At 71.5% G+C, this 16568-nt stretch carries 15 protein-coding genes; 7 read left to right on the plus strand and 8 right to left on the minus strand.

Annotation, left to right across the window (positions count from 1 at the left end; genetic code table 11):
* Window positions 1-120 precede the first annotated feature (120 nt).
* Window positions 121-867: a hypothetical protein gene (locus ABGB05_RS07380; protein ID WP_347652414.1), complete on the plus strand. Its 747-nt coding sequence runs from the start codon at window positions 121-123 to the stop codon at window positions 865-867.
* Between the two features lie 549 nt (window positions 868-1416).
* On the opposite strand, the gene ABGB05_RS07385 is transcribed toward ABGB05_RS07380, so the two are convergent.
* Window positions 1417-1692 (minus strand): hypothetical protein, encoded by a 276-nt coding sequence (locus ABGB05_RS07385; RefSeq protein ID WP_347652415.1) that lies wholly within the window; start codon window positions 1690-1692, stop codon window positions 1417-1419.
* Between the two features lie 83 nt (window positions 1693-1775).
* Window positions 1776-2387, minus strand: a complete 612-nt coding sequence (locus ABGB05_RS07390; RefSeq protein WP_347652416.1) for a VTT domain-containing protein — start codon at window positions 2385-2387, stop codon at window positions 1776-1778.
* Between the two features lie 228 nt (window positions 2388-2615).
* On the opposite strand from ABGB05_RS07390, the gene ABGB05_RS07395 reads away from it, so the two are divergent.
* The gene (locus ABGB05_RS07395) at window positions 2616-2819 is read left to right on the plus strand and encodes a cold-shock protein (RefSeq protein ID WP_331218561.1); all 204 of its coding nucleotides are present in this window, start codon (window positions 2616-2618) and stop codon (window positions 2817-2819) included.
* A gap of 29 nt (window positions 2820-2848) precedes the next feature.
* Here the strand turns inward: ABGB05_RS07395 and ABGB05_RS07400 are convergent, their stop codons facing one another.
* Together ABGB05_RS07400 and ABGB05_RS07405 are read right to left on the minus strand one after the other, a co-directional pair.
* Window positions 2849-4147 (minus strand): MFS transporter, encoded by a 1299-nt coding sequence (locus ABGB05_RS07400; RefSeq protein ID WP_347652417.1) that lies wholly within the window; start codon window positions 4145-4147, stop codon window positions 2849-2851.
* Window positions 4144-4716, minus strand: a complete 573-nt coding sequence (locus ABGB05_RS07405; protein WP_347652418.1) for a metalloregulator ArsR/SmtB family transcription factor — start codon at window positions 4714-4716, stop codon at window positions 4144-4146. Before ABGB05_RS07405 ends, ABGB05_RS07400 begins: the two co-directional genes overlap by 4 nt.
* 166 nt (window positions 4717-4882) lie before the next feature.
* Here ABGB05_RS07405 and ABGB05_RS07410 point away from each other — a divergent pair, with 166 nt between their 5' ends.
* On the plus strand, window positions 4883-5923 hold the full coding sequence (locus ABGB05_RS07410; protein ID WP_347652419.1) for an NAD(P)-dependent oxidoreductase: 1041 nt from the start codon (window positions 4883-4885) through the stop codon (window positions 5921-5923).
* A gap of 141 nt (window positions 5924-6064) precedes the next feature.
* Here the strand turns inward: ABGB05_RS07410 and ABGB05_RS07415 are convergent, their stop codons facing one another.
* The 3 genes from ABGB05_RS07415 to ABGB05_RS07425 form a co-directional block, all read right to left on the minus strand.
* Window positions 6065-6955, minus strand: coding sequence for an N-acetylmuramoyl-L-alanine amidase (locus ABGB05_RS07415; RefSeq protein WP_347652420.1), 891 nt, complete (start codon window positions 6953-6955; stop codon window positions 6065-6067).
* A gap of 151 nt (window positions 6956-7106) precedes the next feature.
* Window positions 7107-7964 (minus strand): transglycosylase SLT domain-containing protein, encoded by an 858-nt coding sequence (locus tag ABGB05_RS07420; RefSeq protein WP_347652421.1) that lies wholly within the window; start codon window positions 7962-7964, stop codon window positions 7107-7109.
* Window positions 7965-8026: 62 nt separating this feature from the next.
* Window positions 8027-9457: a DedA family protein gene (locus tag ABGB05_RS07425; RefSeq protein ID WP_347652422.1), complete on the minus strand. Its 1431-nt coding sequence runs from the start codon at window positions 9455-9457 to the stop codon at window positions 8027-8029.
* Window positions 9458-9592: 135 nt separating this feature from the next.
* Between ABGB05_RS07425 and typA the strand changes: the two genes are divergently transcribed.
* Both typA and ABGB05_RS07435 read left to right on the plus strand, forming a co-directional pair.
* Complete coding sequence (gene typA, locus ABGB05_RS07430; RefSeq protein WP_347652423.1) at window positions 9593-11461, plus strand: translational GTPase TypA; 1869 nt, start codon at window positions 9593-9595, stop codon at window positions 11459-11461.
* A 16-nt stretch (window positions 11462-11477) separates the two neighbouring features.
* Complete coding sequence (locus tag ABGB05_RS07435) at window positions 11478-12317, plus strand: serine hydrolase (protein ID WP_347652424.1); 840 nt, start codon at window positions 11478-11480, stop codon at window positions 12315-12317.
* Between the two features lie 56 nt (window positions 12318-12373).
* Here ABGB05_RS07435 and ABGB05_RS07440 read toward each other — a convergent pair whose 3' ends face one another.
* On the minus strand, window positions 12374-12946 hold the full coding sequence (locus ABGB05_RS07440; RefSeq protein WP_347652425.1) for a helix-turn-helix domain-containing protein: 573 nt from the start codon (window positions 12944-12946) through the stop codon (window positions 12374-12376).
* Between the two features lie 242 nt (window positions 12947-13188).
* Between ABGB05_RS07440 and ABGB05_RS07445 the strand changes: the two genes are divergently transcribed.
* Together ABGB05_RS07445 and ABGB05_RS07450 are read left to right on the plus strand one after the other, a co-directional pair.
* A complete protein-coding gene (locus ABGB05_RS07445) occupies window positions 13189-15369 on the plus strand; it encodes an MMPL family transporter (protein WP_347652426.1) in 2181 nt (726 codons plus the stop codon).
* A gap of 75 nt (window positions 15370-15444) precedes the next feature.
* Window positions 15445-16536 (plus strand): dipeptide epimerase, encoded by a 1092-nt coding sequence (locus tag ABGB05_RS07450; RefSeq protein WP_347652427.1) that lies wholly within the window; start codon window positions 15445-15447, stop codon window positions 16534-16536.
* Window positions 16537-16568: the final 32 nt, after the last annotated feature.

Genomic DNA, 16568 nt, shown 5'->3' on the forward strand with positions numbered 1-16568 from the left:
CGGTGGCACCGCCGTACCGGAGAGGCCAGGTCCTCGGTGCGCTGCCGGCCGTCCCGGCCAGACAGGGGTCGCCGGCGGCGACGACGGCGGATATCGTCTGCCCGACGAATCGGAAGGATCATGGTGCCCGAGCAGACCGCACTCCACAAGATCAACGCACTCGTGCAGGGTTTCAAACCGCAGGCGAAGCGGGAACTCACCGACGCGCACCGACGTACCCAGAAGGCGCCGCCGCTGTCCGGCATCTCCCGGACGTACCAGCCGTTCGCCGACGACATCCGGGAACAGCTGCCGCCGGAGTCGACCCGGGTCCAGTACACCGTCCGGGAGGTCCTCGACGAGGTCGCGACCACCATGGGGCGGCTGTTCGACCTGCAGTTCCTGCAGGACGTCGGCAACTCGCAGGCAACCGCGGACGTGGTCGTCGACGGGCAGCTCCTCGTCCGGGACGCCCCGGTCACCTACCTGCTGTTCCTGGAGAAGCAGCTGGTCGACCTGCGGACCTTCGTGGACGGTCTGGCCGTGCTGGACGCCGCGGAGAAGTGGGAGTTCGACCCGGACCGCGGGTGCTACGCGTCGGCACCGAGTCAGACCCAGAAGATGCGCAAGGTGCACCGCAACCACGTCAAGGCCGAGGCGACCGAGAAACACCCGGCGCAGGTCGAGGTCTACACCGAGGACGTACCGGTGGGCACCTGGACCACCGTCAAGCTCTCCGGCGCTCTGCCGGCGGAGCGGGTCAAGCAGCTGCGCGGCCGGGTCGACTCGCTGCTCGAGGCGGTGAAGGTGGCCCGGGAGGAGGCCAACAGCACCACGGTCGAGGACCGCAAGGTCGGCGACCAGATTTTTGGCTACCTCTTCGGGTAGTCTCCCAGGCGCCCCTCGGAGCGGGGGTGGACGCGCGAGCGCGCGTCAGGTTGAGACTGAGAATTCAGACTCATCGAGGTGACGGTTCCAGTGGAGGTTCGAGTCCTCCTCTCGGCACGGCACGAGCCGAGATAGCCCAACTGGCAGAGGCAGATCGTCACCGGTCAGGCTGAGGCTATCGCTCCAGACTCAGCACCCCCACCCATCGCCAGATCCACCGGCCACGACAACCTCGACGAGATGCTGGTTCGAGTCCAGTCTGCCGCTCCAACCTGCGGCGGTCGCTTAATGGCAAAGCACGTCGACCGGAACCTGATCGTCGGCCTTAAACGTCGCTGGCGTGCGAACGGGTGGAAATCGAGGGGCCCCGGGGCAGGGCATACCCCGGGGCTCCACCATCTCCACGGCGACCGGTGTCGCCCGATCCGGTAGTCCCACGGGGCCCCGGCTCCGCCCCCCGGCCCGACGCGGCGCGAACCGGCGCGACACGGACCGGGCGGGATGCGGACCGGGCGGGATGCGGCGCGGACCACGCCGGAACGGAGTGCGTCAGGAGTCCCGCGCCGGCCCGGCCGGCTGTGCGGACCGGCGGGCCACCCACAGTGCGCGTACGCCGAGCAGGCCCACCGTCGTACCGATCGCGAGCGAGGCACCGATCAGCAGCGCGTGCACCCACAGGAAACCGGTCGGGCTGCCCTGACCGATCTCCCCGGTCGACCAGGCCCGGCTGTCGTTCCAGATGGCGACCGCGAACCGGGGCCAGATCACCCAGGTCCAGATCCCGACCAGGATCAGGAACCACGCCCAGCGCCTCGACAACACCATGGCTGGTGAGTATGCCAGCCGGCCTGGTCAGCGCCGCCGGCCCGGGACCGGTGGCAGACCGCCCGGCTGCCGGGCGTCCCCGCTCAGCTGCCGGTCGCGGCGGCACCGAGTCGGCGACGGACGCCGAGCAGGACCAGCCCTCCGAAGAGCAGCCCGATGCCGAGCGTGCCGAGCATGGCGAAGGTCTCGCCGGGCAACAACCCGCCCAGTGACCGTGCCAGGGTGCCGAGGACCACGTACAGGCCGGCCCAGAGCACCGCGCCGACGGTCGCGAACCCGAGGAACCGGCGGTACGACATCCGCAGCCCCCCGGCGGCGAGCGGCAGCAACGCGTTCAGCACCGGAAGGAACGGCGCCACCATCACCATCCGGCCGCCCCCGGTGCCCAGCAGCCGCTCGGCGGCCGACCAGCGCGCCTCCCCGATCCACGCCCCCGCACGACTGCGCCGCAGCCGCCCCCCGAACCGGCGTCCGGCGAGGAAGGTGAGCGACCAGCCACCGAGGCAGCCGACGATCACCACGAGGAATGCACCGGCGCTGGCCGGCCGTCCGACCCCCACTGCGGCGAGCACCGCGACGTCGCCGGGCACGAGTACACCCAGCAGCGGAATCGCGTCGAGCATCATGACCCCCGCGAGCACCGTCAGGAACACACCCGCCGGCAGCTCCCCCACCTGAACCAGCCAATCCGCCACGTGAGGAACGCTACGCGGCACCGGCGGCCCGGACCTCCGGGTCGTTCCCGGACCCCACCCTGACCCCGTCTCGGGGTCGCGTCCCCCGATCGGCGTAGGCCGGAGGAGATCGGATGCCGACGACAACCGGGCGACTCACGACTTCCGGCCGCACCCGGCAGCCGGGACAGCTACTGTCGGTGGCGTACGGGGCGCGCCGCGAACAGACGCGCCGCTAAGGAGACACGCATGGCAACCGGCACCGTGAAGTGGTTCAACTCGGAAAAGGGATTCGGCTTCATCGAGCAGGACGGCGGAGGACCAGACGTCTTCGTCCACTACTCGGCGATCGCCACGTCCGGTTTCCGGGAGCTCAACGAGGGACAGAAGGTCGAGTTCGAGGTGACCCAGGGCGAGAAGGGTCCGCAGGCGGCGAACGTCCAGCCGCACTGAGCCGCTGGCGTGTGGGCCGAGCCCGGCCGTCAGCCCCGGTGCGGGGCCGGACGGTCGGGCAGGTCCCGTCGTCGGGCGAGCGGGCCGACCAGCAGGACCAGCCCGGTCAGCGCGAGGTAGCCGGTGATGCACCACATCGCCGGACGCAGCCCGAGGGTGGTGCCGAGCAGTCCGCCGACCACCGCGCCGAGCGGCATCGGGCCGAGGTTGACGACCTGCATGGTCACCATGACCCGCCCGAGCAGTTCCCGGGGGACGTAGGCCTGCCGGAACGCGCCACGGAGCACGTTGCCCGAGACCGCGCCGGCGCCGATCGCCATTCCGGCGATCACCACCAGGCCCAGTCGGGGACCGGGCCCGGTCAGCGGAATGAGCAGCCCGAACGGCAGAGTGCCGAGGCTGCCGACCAGCAGTGCCCGGGCACTGCCGAACCGGCGGCGCAGCACCCCGGTGAGGGCGGCGCCGAGCACTCCGCCCACGCTCATCCCGGCGGTGACCAGGCCGACCGTGCCGGGGCTGGCCCCGACCTCGCGGACCAGGAAGACCACCAGGATCGCCTGGTAGCTGACGAGTCCCAGGTTGGACAGCGCGCCGAACAGGGCGAACACCCGCAGGTAGGGGTCACGGGCGGTGAACCGTACCCCTTCGGTGATCTCCCGCCACAGGTTGCGGGCCGGACGGACGCCGGTCTCCCGCGGCTCCCGGGTCCGGATGGCCAACAGGCAGATGGCGGATCCGACAAAGCTGGCCACGTCCACGAGCAGCGCGTTCACCACGCCGACAAGCTGGGCGAGCAGCCCGGCGGCACCGGGGCCGGCGACGTGGGCCACCGATTCGGTGCCCTGCAGTTTCGCGTTCGCCTCCGGCAGGTCCGGTCGGGCCAGCAGCGCCGGCAGGTAAACCTGGTAGGCGGTGAAGAAGAAGATGTGTACGACGCCGCCGGCAAACGCGACGACCAGCAACTGGCCGACGGTGAGCACACCCAGCGCCGCCGCGACCGGCACACTGAGGAAGAGCACGGCCGCGAAAAGGTCGCAGGTCACCATCAGGGGCCGGCGCGGCAGCCGGTCCACCCAGGCACCGGCGGGTAGTCCGACGAGCAGCCACGGCAGCCAGGTCGCCGCGGTGAGCAGGGCCACCTGGAAGGTGCTGGCCTCGAGGGTGGCGACCGCGACCAGGGGCAGCGCCACACTGGTCACGCTGCTGCCGAAGCTGCTGGCCGTCTGGCCGATCCAGAACAGCCGGAAGTCCCGCTGCCGCAGCAGTCCGCCCCGGCGGCGCGGCGGGTGGCCGTGGGTGGGCGGCGGGGCGGTGGCGAGGCCGGTCACGGCTGGGCCGGTACGGCGTGGGCGAAGAAGAACACCGGCTCGCGGCGCTCGCCGTCGTCCGGCAGTTCGCGCTCACTCCACCGGTTCATCAGGGCGACCACCTCGCGTTCGAGTTGGTGCAGTTCGGCCGGGGTGAGCCGGAGCCACCGGTCGGCGGAGAACGGCGCCTGGTCCCAGGCCGCGCGTTCCTCGTCGCTGGCGGCGTACCACTCGCGGACGATGCGATCCTGACTGTCGAGGTTGAGTGAGAGGGCGGCCTGGAGGACGGCCTCCGAGGCCGGGTCGCCGACGAAGTCGGCGCTGGTCCAGCGCAGCCCGGGAGAGGCGAGTTTCCACCATCGTTCGCGGCGGTCCCGGGCCAGTTCGGGTGCCTCCCGGACCAGGTCGGAGTTGGCGAGCACCCTCAGGTGGTGGCTGACGTTGGCCACCGCCTGGTCGGTCCGTTCGGCGAGCATGCTGACGGTCGACGGGCCGTCGACCTTGAGCACGTCCATGAGCCGGCGTCGCAGCGGGTGGGCCATCGCCGCGAGCACCCGCGAGTCGGTGATCTGACGGATCTCTCTCTCCATGCCGCCAGCCTGATATGTGCAAGAACTCTTGCGCAACTAGTGTTGCAAAAATCTTGTTGTTTACCTCCGCTGCCGGGCCGGCACGCCGGCCGCCAGATCCCGGCGCCGGTTCGGCTGGCGGCGAAAGCCGGGCGACACCCCGGCCGGGCAGCCCTAACCTGGGCCCATGGAGAAGCTCGCCCTGGTGCTCGGCGCCACCGGACAGATCGGCCGCGCCGCCGTACGGGCACTGGTCGCCGACGGCTGGCGGGTCCGGGCCGCCGCCCGGGGCCTACGGGCCGGCGCACCCTGGCCACCGGCCTGGGACGTCGAACTCGTGCCGCTGGACCGCGAGGACGACGCCGCGCTGGCCACCGCCGTCGGCGACGGCTGCGACGTGCTGGTCGACACCGTCGCGTACGACGGACGGCACGCCGGCCAGCTTCTCGGGCTCGCCGACCGGATCGGCTCGGCGGTGGTCATCTCCAGTGCCGCGGTCTACGTCGACGAGGCCGGCCGGGGCGTCGGCGACGACAACGCCCGCTTCCCCGTCCCGATCACCGAGGACCACTCGACGGTGACGCCGACCGACGGCAGGCCCGACACCGGCTACGCCACCGGCAAGGCAACCCTGGAACGGCAACTGCTCGCCGCCGGGGCGATCCTGCCCACCACCCTGCTCCGGGCCGGCGCCGTCCACGGGCCGCACACCGTGCACCCGCGCGAGTGGCACTTCGTCAAGCGTGCCCTGGACAACCGGCCGGTCCGGATCCTCGCCTACCGGGGCGAGTGCCGCTTCCACCCGGTCTCCACCGCCAACCTCGCCGAACTGGTCCGGCTCGCCGCCGCCGAGCCCGGCGCCCGGGTGCTCAACGCCGCCGACCCGGAGCCGCCGACCGTACGGGAGATCGGCGCGGCCGTACACGAGGTGCTGGACCACCACGCGGAGGAGGTGCTCATCGACGGCCCGTCGCCGGCACCACCGGTCGGCGACACGCCGTGGTCCGTGCCGGAACCCCTGGTGTTGGACATGAGTCTGGCGCAGCGGCAGCTCGGCTACCGCCCGGTGACGAGCTACCTGGACGCGCTGCCGGAGACGGTCACCTGGCTGGTGGACGCGGCGCGCGGCCGGGACTGGCGGACGGTCTTCCCCGACCTGGTCCGCCACTACCGGACCGACTACTTCGACTACCTCGCCGAGGACGCCTGGCTCCGCCGACGGAGCTGACCCGGGCCGACCCGCCGCCACGCCCCCCGCCGACACGACCCGACACGATCCGACACGACCCGACCCAATCCGAGCCGAGCCGAGCCACGCCGACGCGATCCGAGCCGGGGCAGCCGGAGGCGGCACCGGCGGTGCCGCCGGTCAGGACGCCGGGGTACCGGTGGCCGCGGCGAGCCGGGCGGCCAGTTCCGCCGTCCGGTCCCCGAAGGCCGCCCGCAACGCCGCGACCGCGTCGTCCAGGTCCTTCGAGCCGAGCCCGTTGAGGACGCCGTCGACGATCTCCTGCTCGTTGACCCAGTCCTTGCCGAGCATCGTCATCTGGTTGGCCTTGATCTCGGTCAGCATTCCCTCGATGTTGTAGAAGTGCTGCCGGATGTCGGTACGGCCACTGCCGTCCGGCTTCTGCGCACCCTGCCACAGCAGGTAGTTGTTGTCCTTGGCGAACTTGAGCAGCTGCTCCTGCTCCGCATCGGACAGTGCCGGCATGGTGTTCTCCTCTCCGGACAACAGCGCGGCGACGTCGCGCCGGAACCGGTCCATGTTGAAGCTGGGATCCGCCTTGACACTGGCGTGTCCGTAGCCGCCCGGCTGGTGCTCCTTGTGGCCGGCGACGCCCCAGCCGGTACGCCGACGAATCGCCGCCACCCCGCGCACGTACGAGTCGTACTGCCGGTCCGTCCACGGCTCACCGAGCGCGTGCTGCGCCTCGATGCCGAGCAGGCCGGAGTTGCCGACCCCCTTGAACGGCCCGGCCCAGCCGACCCGGACGTGGTTGCACCGTCCGGAGGCGACCACGTGCCAGTGCCCGGTACGGGACAGGTAGAGCTGGGCGATCGGTGGCGGCGCGGTGGCGGACCCGTTCAGCAGGACGTAGATCTCACCGGCGTCGGTACTGGTCCGGGAGCCCCGGGTCTCGTGGCAGATGATGCCGTGCGGGTCGAAGGAGGTCGAACCTCGGCTGCGCCACCCACCGACCTCGTGCACGGTGAGCCCGGCGGAGCGCAGTACGTCGGGGAGCCAGAGCAGTCGCAACGGTCGGCCCTCCTGTCTCGGAGGTGATGTTCCACTACCGACCGTATCTGCGGCATCGAACGGCGTCCAGTCGGCGAACCTGCCAATCTGAACAAAAGCAATGGTCAACGTGGGTGAGTTGGCATCCCCGACCGAACCGACCCGCCCCGACTCAGAACGCCAGGCACTCACACTCCGTCATCAACGCTCGGACGTTGCGGACGTACTGCGGATTGGGGATGGTCAGCGGTTCACCCTCGACCGCCACCGCACCGTGCCCGTAGTTGTACGCCGCGATCACCGCGTTCAGCAGGCAGGAGTTCAGTTCACTGGTGCACAGGTCGGCGTCGAGCCGGTAGTCGGCGTCGAAGTACATGTCGCCGATGTACTTGGTGGTCCAGGCCAGATAGGTGGCACCCAGGTAGGCGTTGTCCTGGTAGTCGTCGATGTCGTACGACTTCTCGAAGCGCTGGTTCATCCACGTCGCGGTGTCCGGCATGACCTGCATCAGTCCCCGGCCGCCGTCACACGCGATGATGTTGGACTGCCAGCCGCTCTCCTGCCAGGCGGTTGCCTTGAGCAGGTCGAGCGGGATCCGGATGCTGGGCGCCGAGACCGGCCAGTAGACCCGGCCCGCCGCGTTCGTCAGCGCCTGCCCGACCTCGGCCCGGCTGGCCTGGCTGCCCTCGTAGCGCGGCTTCGTGCACCCCTCGTCCGGCGGCTTCGGTGCGGGCGGCACCTGCGTCTCGGTCGGCGGTTTCGGGGTTCTGCGCGGCGTCGGCCGCTGGCTCGGCTTCCTGGCGGGAGTGGCGGACGGCGTGGGCTTGGCGCCCAGCCCCACCACCGACGGCGGCTCGGGGGTCGCCGGTTCCGTCGTCGTCGCCACGGTCTCCGGCTCCCCCGCCGACGGGACACCGGCCGCCGAGTCGGTCTGCCCGGTACCCCCACGATCGGCGCAGCCGGTCGCCAGCATCGCCACCGCCACCACCGCTGCCAGCACCGAACCGGCCCGGCGTCCCCGCTTGGTCATCCGCGTGCCCCCGATCTCCCGGCGCACCCTAACAGTTGTGCCCGGACCTCGGGGGTCGCCGTTCAGGGGGCGTCGGACCGGGCGACACCGGCGGGTTCGACGGCCGGGTCGGCGGGCGCGACAGCGGCGGACGGTTCGGCGGCCGTCGCGGCGGCGCCGACGGCCCGGTCCCGGGTCGCCCAGGCGACCATGAAGACCGCGGTCCAGAGCACGCCGAGCAGAATCGAGGTGACCGTCTCGCTCGCCGAACTCCAGCCGACGTAGAGCCGGGCACCGGCGACGGTGACCGCGCCGACCGCCGCCACCGTCCAGGCCGCCACCGCGACCGGCCACCGGCTCTGCCGACCGAGCAGCCAGGCCAGGGTGCAGAGGCTGGCCGCGACGACGGCGTTCTGCGCCGGAAACAGCACCACCGGGCTGTCCCCGGTCGGCCCGGTGACATCGGCGACCAGGCTCAACACCACCAGCGGCACGAACGCGCCGACCGTACCGAGCACACTGAGCAGGTCGGCCCGCCAGGGTCGGGCACGCCAGCCGAGCACCGCGGCGACCACCGCCACCACCAGGATCAACGCCGGGCCCCGCAACGCGGCGATGGCACCGTGCGCCAACTCGGCCACCCCGTCGGTACGCCGGGCCGCGAACCACTCCGCGATCGTGTGGTCGACCACCGCCAGCCCACTCTGCGCCACCACCAGTTCGAGCAGCGAGGCCAGGGCGACCCCGATGCCGAAGAGCAGCGCCAACCCGGCGACCAGGTTGGTCAGCAGCGTCCAGCCCGGCCCGATGTGCACCGACAGCATGAAGAACAGCACCCCGTACCGGCGACGCATCCCGCGCAGCGGCGGGGTCGCCACCGCCCGGGCCAGCAGCGCCCGCACCGGATCCGGGTTGCGGCCGAGCCAGCGACCGACGAACACGATCACCACGACGAAGACGATCAGCAGCAGGACCGCTCCGGTCGCCCGACCGAGGTAGTGGGAGACGGTCTCGTACGACTCCCCGGCCAGATAGCCGGCGAGCACCGACCCACCGACCCAGCTGGCCACCCCGGCGAGGTTCCAGGGCAGGAACCGCCGGTACGGCATCCCGGCGCTGCCGGCCAGCCGGGGCACCAGGGTCCGGGCGAACGCCACCCAGCGGGCCGCGAGCACTCCCCGTCCGCCGAGCCGGCTCAGCATCGCGTCCGCCCGTTGCCAGCGCTGCGGGCCGACCCGGCGGCCCCACCGGCCGGCCCGCAGCCGTGGACCGTGCCGCCGCCCGCTGCGGAACGCCAGTGTGTCACCGACCGCCGCTGCGACAATCATCACCACCAGGGCCGGCCCCAACCGGAGCAGACCGGTGTAGGCGAGGAACCCGACCAGCAGCAGGGTCGCCTCGGCCGGCATCACCAGCCCGACGATCAGCGCGGTCTCGGTGGCCACCAGCAGCGCGGCGGCCAGGTAGACGAGCAACGGGGGCAACTCCTGCACCACCGTCAACACATCCTGCACGTGGACCCCCCGGACACCCGGCCAGCATGCCAGGCCGGCGACGGGACAGCTCCATGATTACGGCTCCTCCACCCGGTCGCCTCAGGGGGAACCCGGACACCGGCCCGGAGAACCCGGCCTGGGAGGATGGGAACCATGCAGACCCGCGCCGACCTCCGTAACGTCGCCATCATCGCCCACGTCGACCACGGCAAGACCACCCTGGTCGACGCCATGCTGCGACAGGCCGGCGCCTTCTCCGCCCGGGCCGAGCCGGCCGACCGGGTGATGGACTCCATGGACCTGGAGCGGGAGAAGGGCATCACCATCCTGGCCAAGAACACCGCCGTGCGTTATCTGCCGCCGGACGGTTCCGACCCGGTCACCATCAACATCATCGACACCCCCGGCCACGCCGACTTCGGCGGCGAGGTGGAACGCGGCCTGACCATGGTCGACGGCGTGGTCCTGCTGGTCGACGCCAGCGAGGGCCCGCTGCCGCAGACCCGGTTCGTGCTGCGCAAGGCGCTCAAGGCCCGACTGCCGATCATCCTGGTGATCAACAAGGTGGACCGGCCGGACGCCCGGATCAAGGAAGTGGTCGACGACACGTACGAGCTCTTCCTCGACCTGGACGCCGACGAGGAGCAGATCGACTTCCCGATCATCTACGCCTGCGCCCGCGACGGCATCGCCTCGCTGACCCAGCCGGCCGACGGGACCGTACCCGAGGACAGCAGCTCGCTGGAGCCGCTGTTCCGGACCCTGCTCGACACCATCTCGCCGCCCGCCTACGACGAGGACCACCCGCTGCAGGCGCACGTCACCAACCTCGACGCCTCGCCGTTCCTCGGCCGGCTGGCGCTCTGCCGGGTCCGCCAGGGCACCATCCGCAAGGGTGAGAGCGTCGCCTGGTGCCGCACCGACGGCACCGTCGAGCGGGTCCGGGTCTCCGAGCTGCTGATGACCGAAGGGCTGGAGCGCACCCCCGCCGAGTCCGCCGGACCGGGCGACATCATCGCGGTCGCCGGCATCCCGGAGATCATGATCGGCGAGACCCTCACCGACCCGGAAGACCCCCGTCCGCTGCCGTTGATCACCGTCGACGAGCCGGCCATCTCGATGACCATCGGCACCAACACCTCGCCGCTGGTCGGCAAGGTCAAGGGCGCCAAGGTCACCGCCCGGATGGTCAAGGACCGGCTGGAGCGGGAACTGATCGGCAACGTCTCGCTTCGGGTCCTGCCCACCGACCGGCCGGACGCCTGGGAGGTCCAGGGCCGGGGCGAGCTGGCGCTGGCCATCCTGGTGGAGCAGATGCGCCGCGAGTCGTACGAGCTGACCGTCGGCAAGCCGCAGGTGGTGACCAAGGAGATCGACGGCAGGACGTGTGAGCCGGTGGAGCGGCTCACCATCGACGCCCCGGAGGAGTACCTCGGCGCCATCACCCAGCTGCTGGCCACCCGCAAGGGTCGGATGGAGCAGCTGGTCAACCACGGCACCGGCTGGATCCGGATGGAGTGGCTGGTCCCGGCCCGCGGCCTGATCGGTTTCCGGACCGAGTTCCTCACCGCCACCCGCGGCACCGGCATCCTGCACCACGTCTTCGAGTCGTACGAGCCGTGGTTCGGCGAGCTGCGGACCCGCAACACCGGTTCGCTGGTCGCCGACCGCAGCGGCGTCGCGACCGCGTTCGCCATGCTGAACCTGCAGGAGCGCGGCACCCTCTTCGTCGAACCGACCACCGAGGTGTACGAGGGCATGCTCGTCGGCGAGAACTCCCGCTCCGACGACATGGACGTCAACATCACCAAGGAGAAGAAGCTCACCAACATGCGCTCCTCCACCAGCGAGGAGACCGAGAAGCTGATCCCGCCACGCAAGCTCTCCCTAGAACAGGCTCTGGAGTTCTGCCGGGAGGACGAGTGTGTCGAGGTCACCCCGGCCGCCATCCGACTGCGCAAGGTCATCCTCGACGCGCAGTCCCGGGCCCGGGCCACCGCTCGGCGCAAGCACGCGAACTGAGCGCCGCCGTACCGGCATGACCTGGGACGAACTCGACAGCGTGTTCGCCGCCGCGCCCGGCACGGTCTCGGTGTACGTCGGCCGGCCGGGCGTCCGGCCGGCGTACACCCGGCGGCCGGACGCGCCGCACTACGCGGCGAGCACGATGAAGGTGGCGGTGCTGGCCGCCCTCCACCGGGCCGCCGAGGCCGGCGCGCTCGACCTCGACGCCCCGGTGCCGGTGCGCAACGACTTCGTCTCGGCGAAGCCGGGGGCGGACCGGTTCTCCTGTCGGCCGGACCACGACAACGACGGTGCCGTCTGGGCCCGGCTCGGCGGCACCGCGTCCCTGCGCTGGCTCGCCGAACGGATGATCGTCCGGTCCAGCAATCTCGCCACCAACCTGGTCCTCGGGCACGTCGGGCTGCCCGCCGTCGCAGCGGTCTGGGCCGACAGCGGCGCCCGGCACAGCCGTACCGGCCGGGGAATCGAGGACCTCGCCGCCCGGGATGCCGGGCTGGACAACCAGGTCACCGCCGCCGACCTGGCCGGACTCTTCGCCGCGATCACCCGGTCCCGGCTCGCCGGACCGGCCGCCTGTACCAGCATGCTGGAGGTGCTGCTCCGCCAGGAACGGGGCGAGGATCTCGCCGCCGGGCTGCCGGCCGGCACCCGGATCGCCCACAAGAACGGCTGGATCCGCGGGGTCCGGCACGGCGCCGGAATGATCTTTCCGGACGACGCCCCGCCGTACGCGGTGGTGGTCTGCACCAGCGCCACACCGGGCGGTGCCGGCGACGACGCGGCGGCCTGCCGGCTGATCGCCCGGGTTTCGGCGACCGCCTGGGCGGCCCGGCACCGGCTCGCCAGCGACTGACCTGACGAACCGGGCAGCCGACCGCCCCGACGGTGGGGGGGTTGCCCGACCGTCGGCTACCGGCCCTGATCCGGCGGCGGCAGACCGAGCACCGCCGCGGCCGCCTCCAGCAGGGTGGCGTGGAGCACCGTCTGGTCGACGTCCGGCACCGCGCGGGCCGAGGAGAGGGCCACGCCGAGCACCTCCGCGGCGGCCACCGCCCGGATCTGGTCCACCGTGGTCGGCTCCGGGCCGGCGAGCCAGGCGTGCAGCCGCGCGGCGAGCTGGCTCACCTCCTCCCAGATCGTCTCGATCGAGGCCAACACGGCAGGGGTGTCCCGGAGGAAGATCGCGGCGGCCTGCCGGTGCCGGAGTACGATGTCGAGGAACTCGCCCAGCGTCGCCCGTACGTTTTCCGGGTTGTGCGCGGTGGTGTCCAGCCGCTCCACCGCCCGGCGCCAGTCGTCGACCAGCGGCTGCACCAGAGCCAGTAGCAGCGCCTGCTTGGACGGGTAGTGGTAGTAGAGCGAGGCCTTCGTCAGGCCGACCCGGTCGGCGATCTCCCGCAGACTCGTCTGGTCGTAGCCGTGCGCGGTGAAGAGTTCCACGGCGACCGTCAGGATCCGGGTCTTGGTGTCCTCGTTCCGCACGCCGTACCACCTCCTCCGCCCCGCTGACCGGTGCTGGATCTTAACCAGCAACATCCCTGTTACGCATTCTCAGGCCCACCTCAGCAGGACTGTCCGAAGATGACAGTTGCTGGTCGGGTTCGCCTGGGTGCGGGTCCGTGCTTGACACGGTTGGCTACCGTGCGGCAGGTAAGTCTCTACCTGCCGACAGGTAAGTACCGGCGACAGCGGATCCGGGCCGCCGGACGACACGAGGGGGAGTCATGTTCGAACGGTTGGGACGCCTTGTCGTCCACAACCCGTGGAAGGTCATCCTGGCCTGGCTGGTCGCGGCCGTGGTGATCGTGCTGTTCGCTCCCGGTCTGCACGACGTGACCAACCAGGACCAGGCGGACTTCCTACCCGACGACTACGAGTCGTCCCAGGCCATGCGGCTGGCCGAGGAGAAGTTCGCTCAGTCCAACGACGCCAGCGCCACCATCGTGATCAAACGCGCCGACGGCCGGCCGCTGGACGACGCCGACCAGGCCACGGTCGCCGAACTCGCCGGCCGCGTCTCCTCGGCCGGCATCGACCGGGTCACCGGCCTCGCCGGCCCGCCCACGGTCTCCCCCAACAGGCAGGTCCAACTGGTCACCGTCGGGCTGGAGGGCCTCGCCGACGACCAGGCCCTGCTGGACGCCGTCCCGGCCCTGCGCGAGGTCGCCGAACAGAGCCTGGACGGGACCGGACTGAGCTACGCGGTCACCGGCGACGTCGCGATGTTCGCCGACAACGCGGACGCCTTCGACACCGCCCTGCTCGTCGTCGGACTCGCCACCATCGTGTTGATCATCGGTCTGCTGCTGCTCATCTACCGCAGCCCGATCGCCGCGCTGTTGCCGATCGTCACCGTCGGCGTGGTCAGCGCGATCTCCCCCGGCCTCATCGCCTGGGTCGCCCAGGCCACCGACCTGCGGGTCGACCCGTCACTCGAGATCATCCTGACCATCGTGCTGTACGGCGTCGGCACTGACTACATCCTGTTCCTGCTCTTCCGCTACCGCGAACGGCTACGCGCCGGCGAAGACCGCAAGCAGGCCCTCGTCACCGCGGTCGCCCGGGTCGGCGAGGTGATCGCCTCCGCCGCCGCGGCGATCGTCATCGCGTTCAGCGCCCTGCTGCTCGCCGTCTTCGGCGCGTTCACCAGCCTCGGCCCCGGCCTGGCGATCGCGGTCGTGGCGATGGCCATCGCCGCGGTCACCCTGGTCCCGGCGATCGTCTCGCTGCTTGGCCCGAAGGTCTTCTGGCCGTCCAGGTCCTGGCAGCGGCAGCCGACCGGCACCACCTTCCAACGGCTTGGCCGACTCACCGGCCGGCGCCCGGCCCTCGTCGCCGCCGTCTCCGGCGCAGTGATGGTGCTGCTCGCCCTCGGTGCCCTCGGCATGCGCTGGGACTACGACCAGAGCGGGCAGTTGCCGTCCGACACCGAGTCGGCGCGCGGCTTCGCCGACCTGCAGGCAGGCTTCCCGGCCGGCGCCCTCAACCCCACCGTGGTGTACGTCCGCGCCGAGGCCGGTCAGCGCCTCGACCCGACAGCCCTGCGCCAGTACGCCGACCAGCTCACCGCGATACCCGGAATCGGCGGGGTGATGCCGGCCGGGCCGGACGGCAGCCCGGTCGGGCTGAGCCAGGACGCCAGCGCCGCCCGGATCAGCCTGCTCCTGGCCGGGAACCCGTACGCCCCGGAGTCCCTCGACCTGGTCGGTGGTGAGCTGCGCGAGATTGCCCACGAGCAGGCACCTGCCGGCAGCACCGCGCTGGTGGGTGGGGTCACCTCGGCGTTCGCTGACATCCGGGACGCCAACACGCGCGACCTGCAGGTGATCTTCCCGGTCGCCGGGCTACTCATCGCGATCGTGCTCGCCCTGCTGCTGCGCAGCCTGGTCGCTCCGATCTACCTGATGGCCGCGGTGTTCCTCGGCTTCCTCAGCACCCTGGGCGCCACCGTGCTGGCCTTCCAGGGCATCGGCGGTCGCCCCGGCCTGTCGTTCATGCTGCCGACGATCCTCTACCTCTTCGTGGTGGCGATCGGCACCGACTACAACATCCTGATGATCGCCCGACTACGTGAGGAGGCGCGGCTCGGCAACGACCCGCGTACCGCCGCCGACCTGGCGGTGGAACACGGCGGCCCCTCGGTCGGCGCGGCCGGGCTCATCCTCGCCGGTACGTTCGCCTCGATGATGCTCGCCGGTGTCGCGTTCCTGACCGAGATGGGTTTCGCGGTCGCGATCGGCATCGCGATCTCCGCCTTCGTGATGTCGATGTTCCTGGTGCCCGCGTTGACCGCGCTACTCGGCCATCGCGCCTGGTGGCCCGGGCACGGTAACGCCACGGCTGGTGGTACCGGACCAGCTGGTCCGGTACCGGACCGCGAGCCGGTCGGAGCCGCCCAGCGGTAGCGGTGACCGCCGGCGGAGGGGACCCTTCCGCGCTGGGGTCCCGACGGGGCACCGGTGCGGATAGGGTCCCTTCCCATGTCGATCGCCGCCGTCCGCACCCACCGGGTCTCCGCTCCGCTGCACACCCCGTTCGTCACCGCGCTGCGGCGGACCACCACGGTGGAGACGCTGGTGGTCGAGGTCGTGGACACCGACGGACGGTCGGGGTACGGCGAGGCGCCGCAGGTGTGGCAGGTCACCGGCGCCTCGGTCGGCGGGGCCCGGGCCTGTGTCGAGGAGATGCTCGCGCCGTTGCTGACCGGCCGCAGCGCCGACGACCTGGTGGCCCGCTGCGCCGAGGTACGGCGGGCGGTGGTCGGCAACGAGACCGCCAAGGCCGCGGTCGACGTGGCCCTGCACGACCTGGCGGCCCGCCGGCTCGACATACCGCTGGTCCGGCTGCTCGGCGGTACGTCCCGACGGGTCCCCACCGACGTGACCCTCTCCGCCGGGGACGCGGTCGAGTTGGCGGCGGCGGCGAAACAGCGGGTCGCCGACGGTTTCTCCGTACTGAAGGTCAAGGTCGGCACCGATCCGGCCGGTGACCTGGCCCGGGTCCGTGCGGTCCGGGCCGCCGCCGGTCCACAGACCCGGATCCGGCTGGACGCGAACCAGGGCTGGACCCCCCGGGAGGCGGTTCGGGTGATCCGGGGCATCGAGGACGCCGGATTGGACGTCGAACTGGTCGAGCAGCCGGTACGGGGGCCCGACATCGCCGGTCTGGCCTGGGTCAGTGACCGGGTCGACGTGCCGATCCTGGCCGACGAGGCGGTGTACGGGGTGCGCGACCTGGTCGAGGTGATCCAACGGCGGGCGGCGGATCTGGTCAACGTGAAGTTGGCGAAGTGTGGCGGGCTGGGTCCGGCCCGGACACTGTTGGAGTTGGCCGAGGCGCACGGGGTGGGCACCGTGGTCGGTTCGATGATGGAGAGCCAGATCGGGCTCGGCGCGGCCACCAGCCTGGTCGCCGCGTACGGCACCAGTGCCGTCTCCGACCTGGACGCCGCCTGGTGGCTTGCCTGGTCGCCGGTGCGGGACGGCATCCGGTACGAGGCACCGCACGTGTTGCTCCCCGACGCACCCGGGCTCGGGGTGACCGGTCTGCATGTCTCCCCCACCCCACACTGACCCGAATCCGGGCGGCGACGATGAAGGCAATA

The organism is Plantactinospora sp. B5E13 (assembly GCF_039871775.1).
Lineage (GTDB): Bacteria > Actinomycetota > Actinomycetes > Mycobacteriales > Micromonosporaceae > Plantactinospora.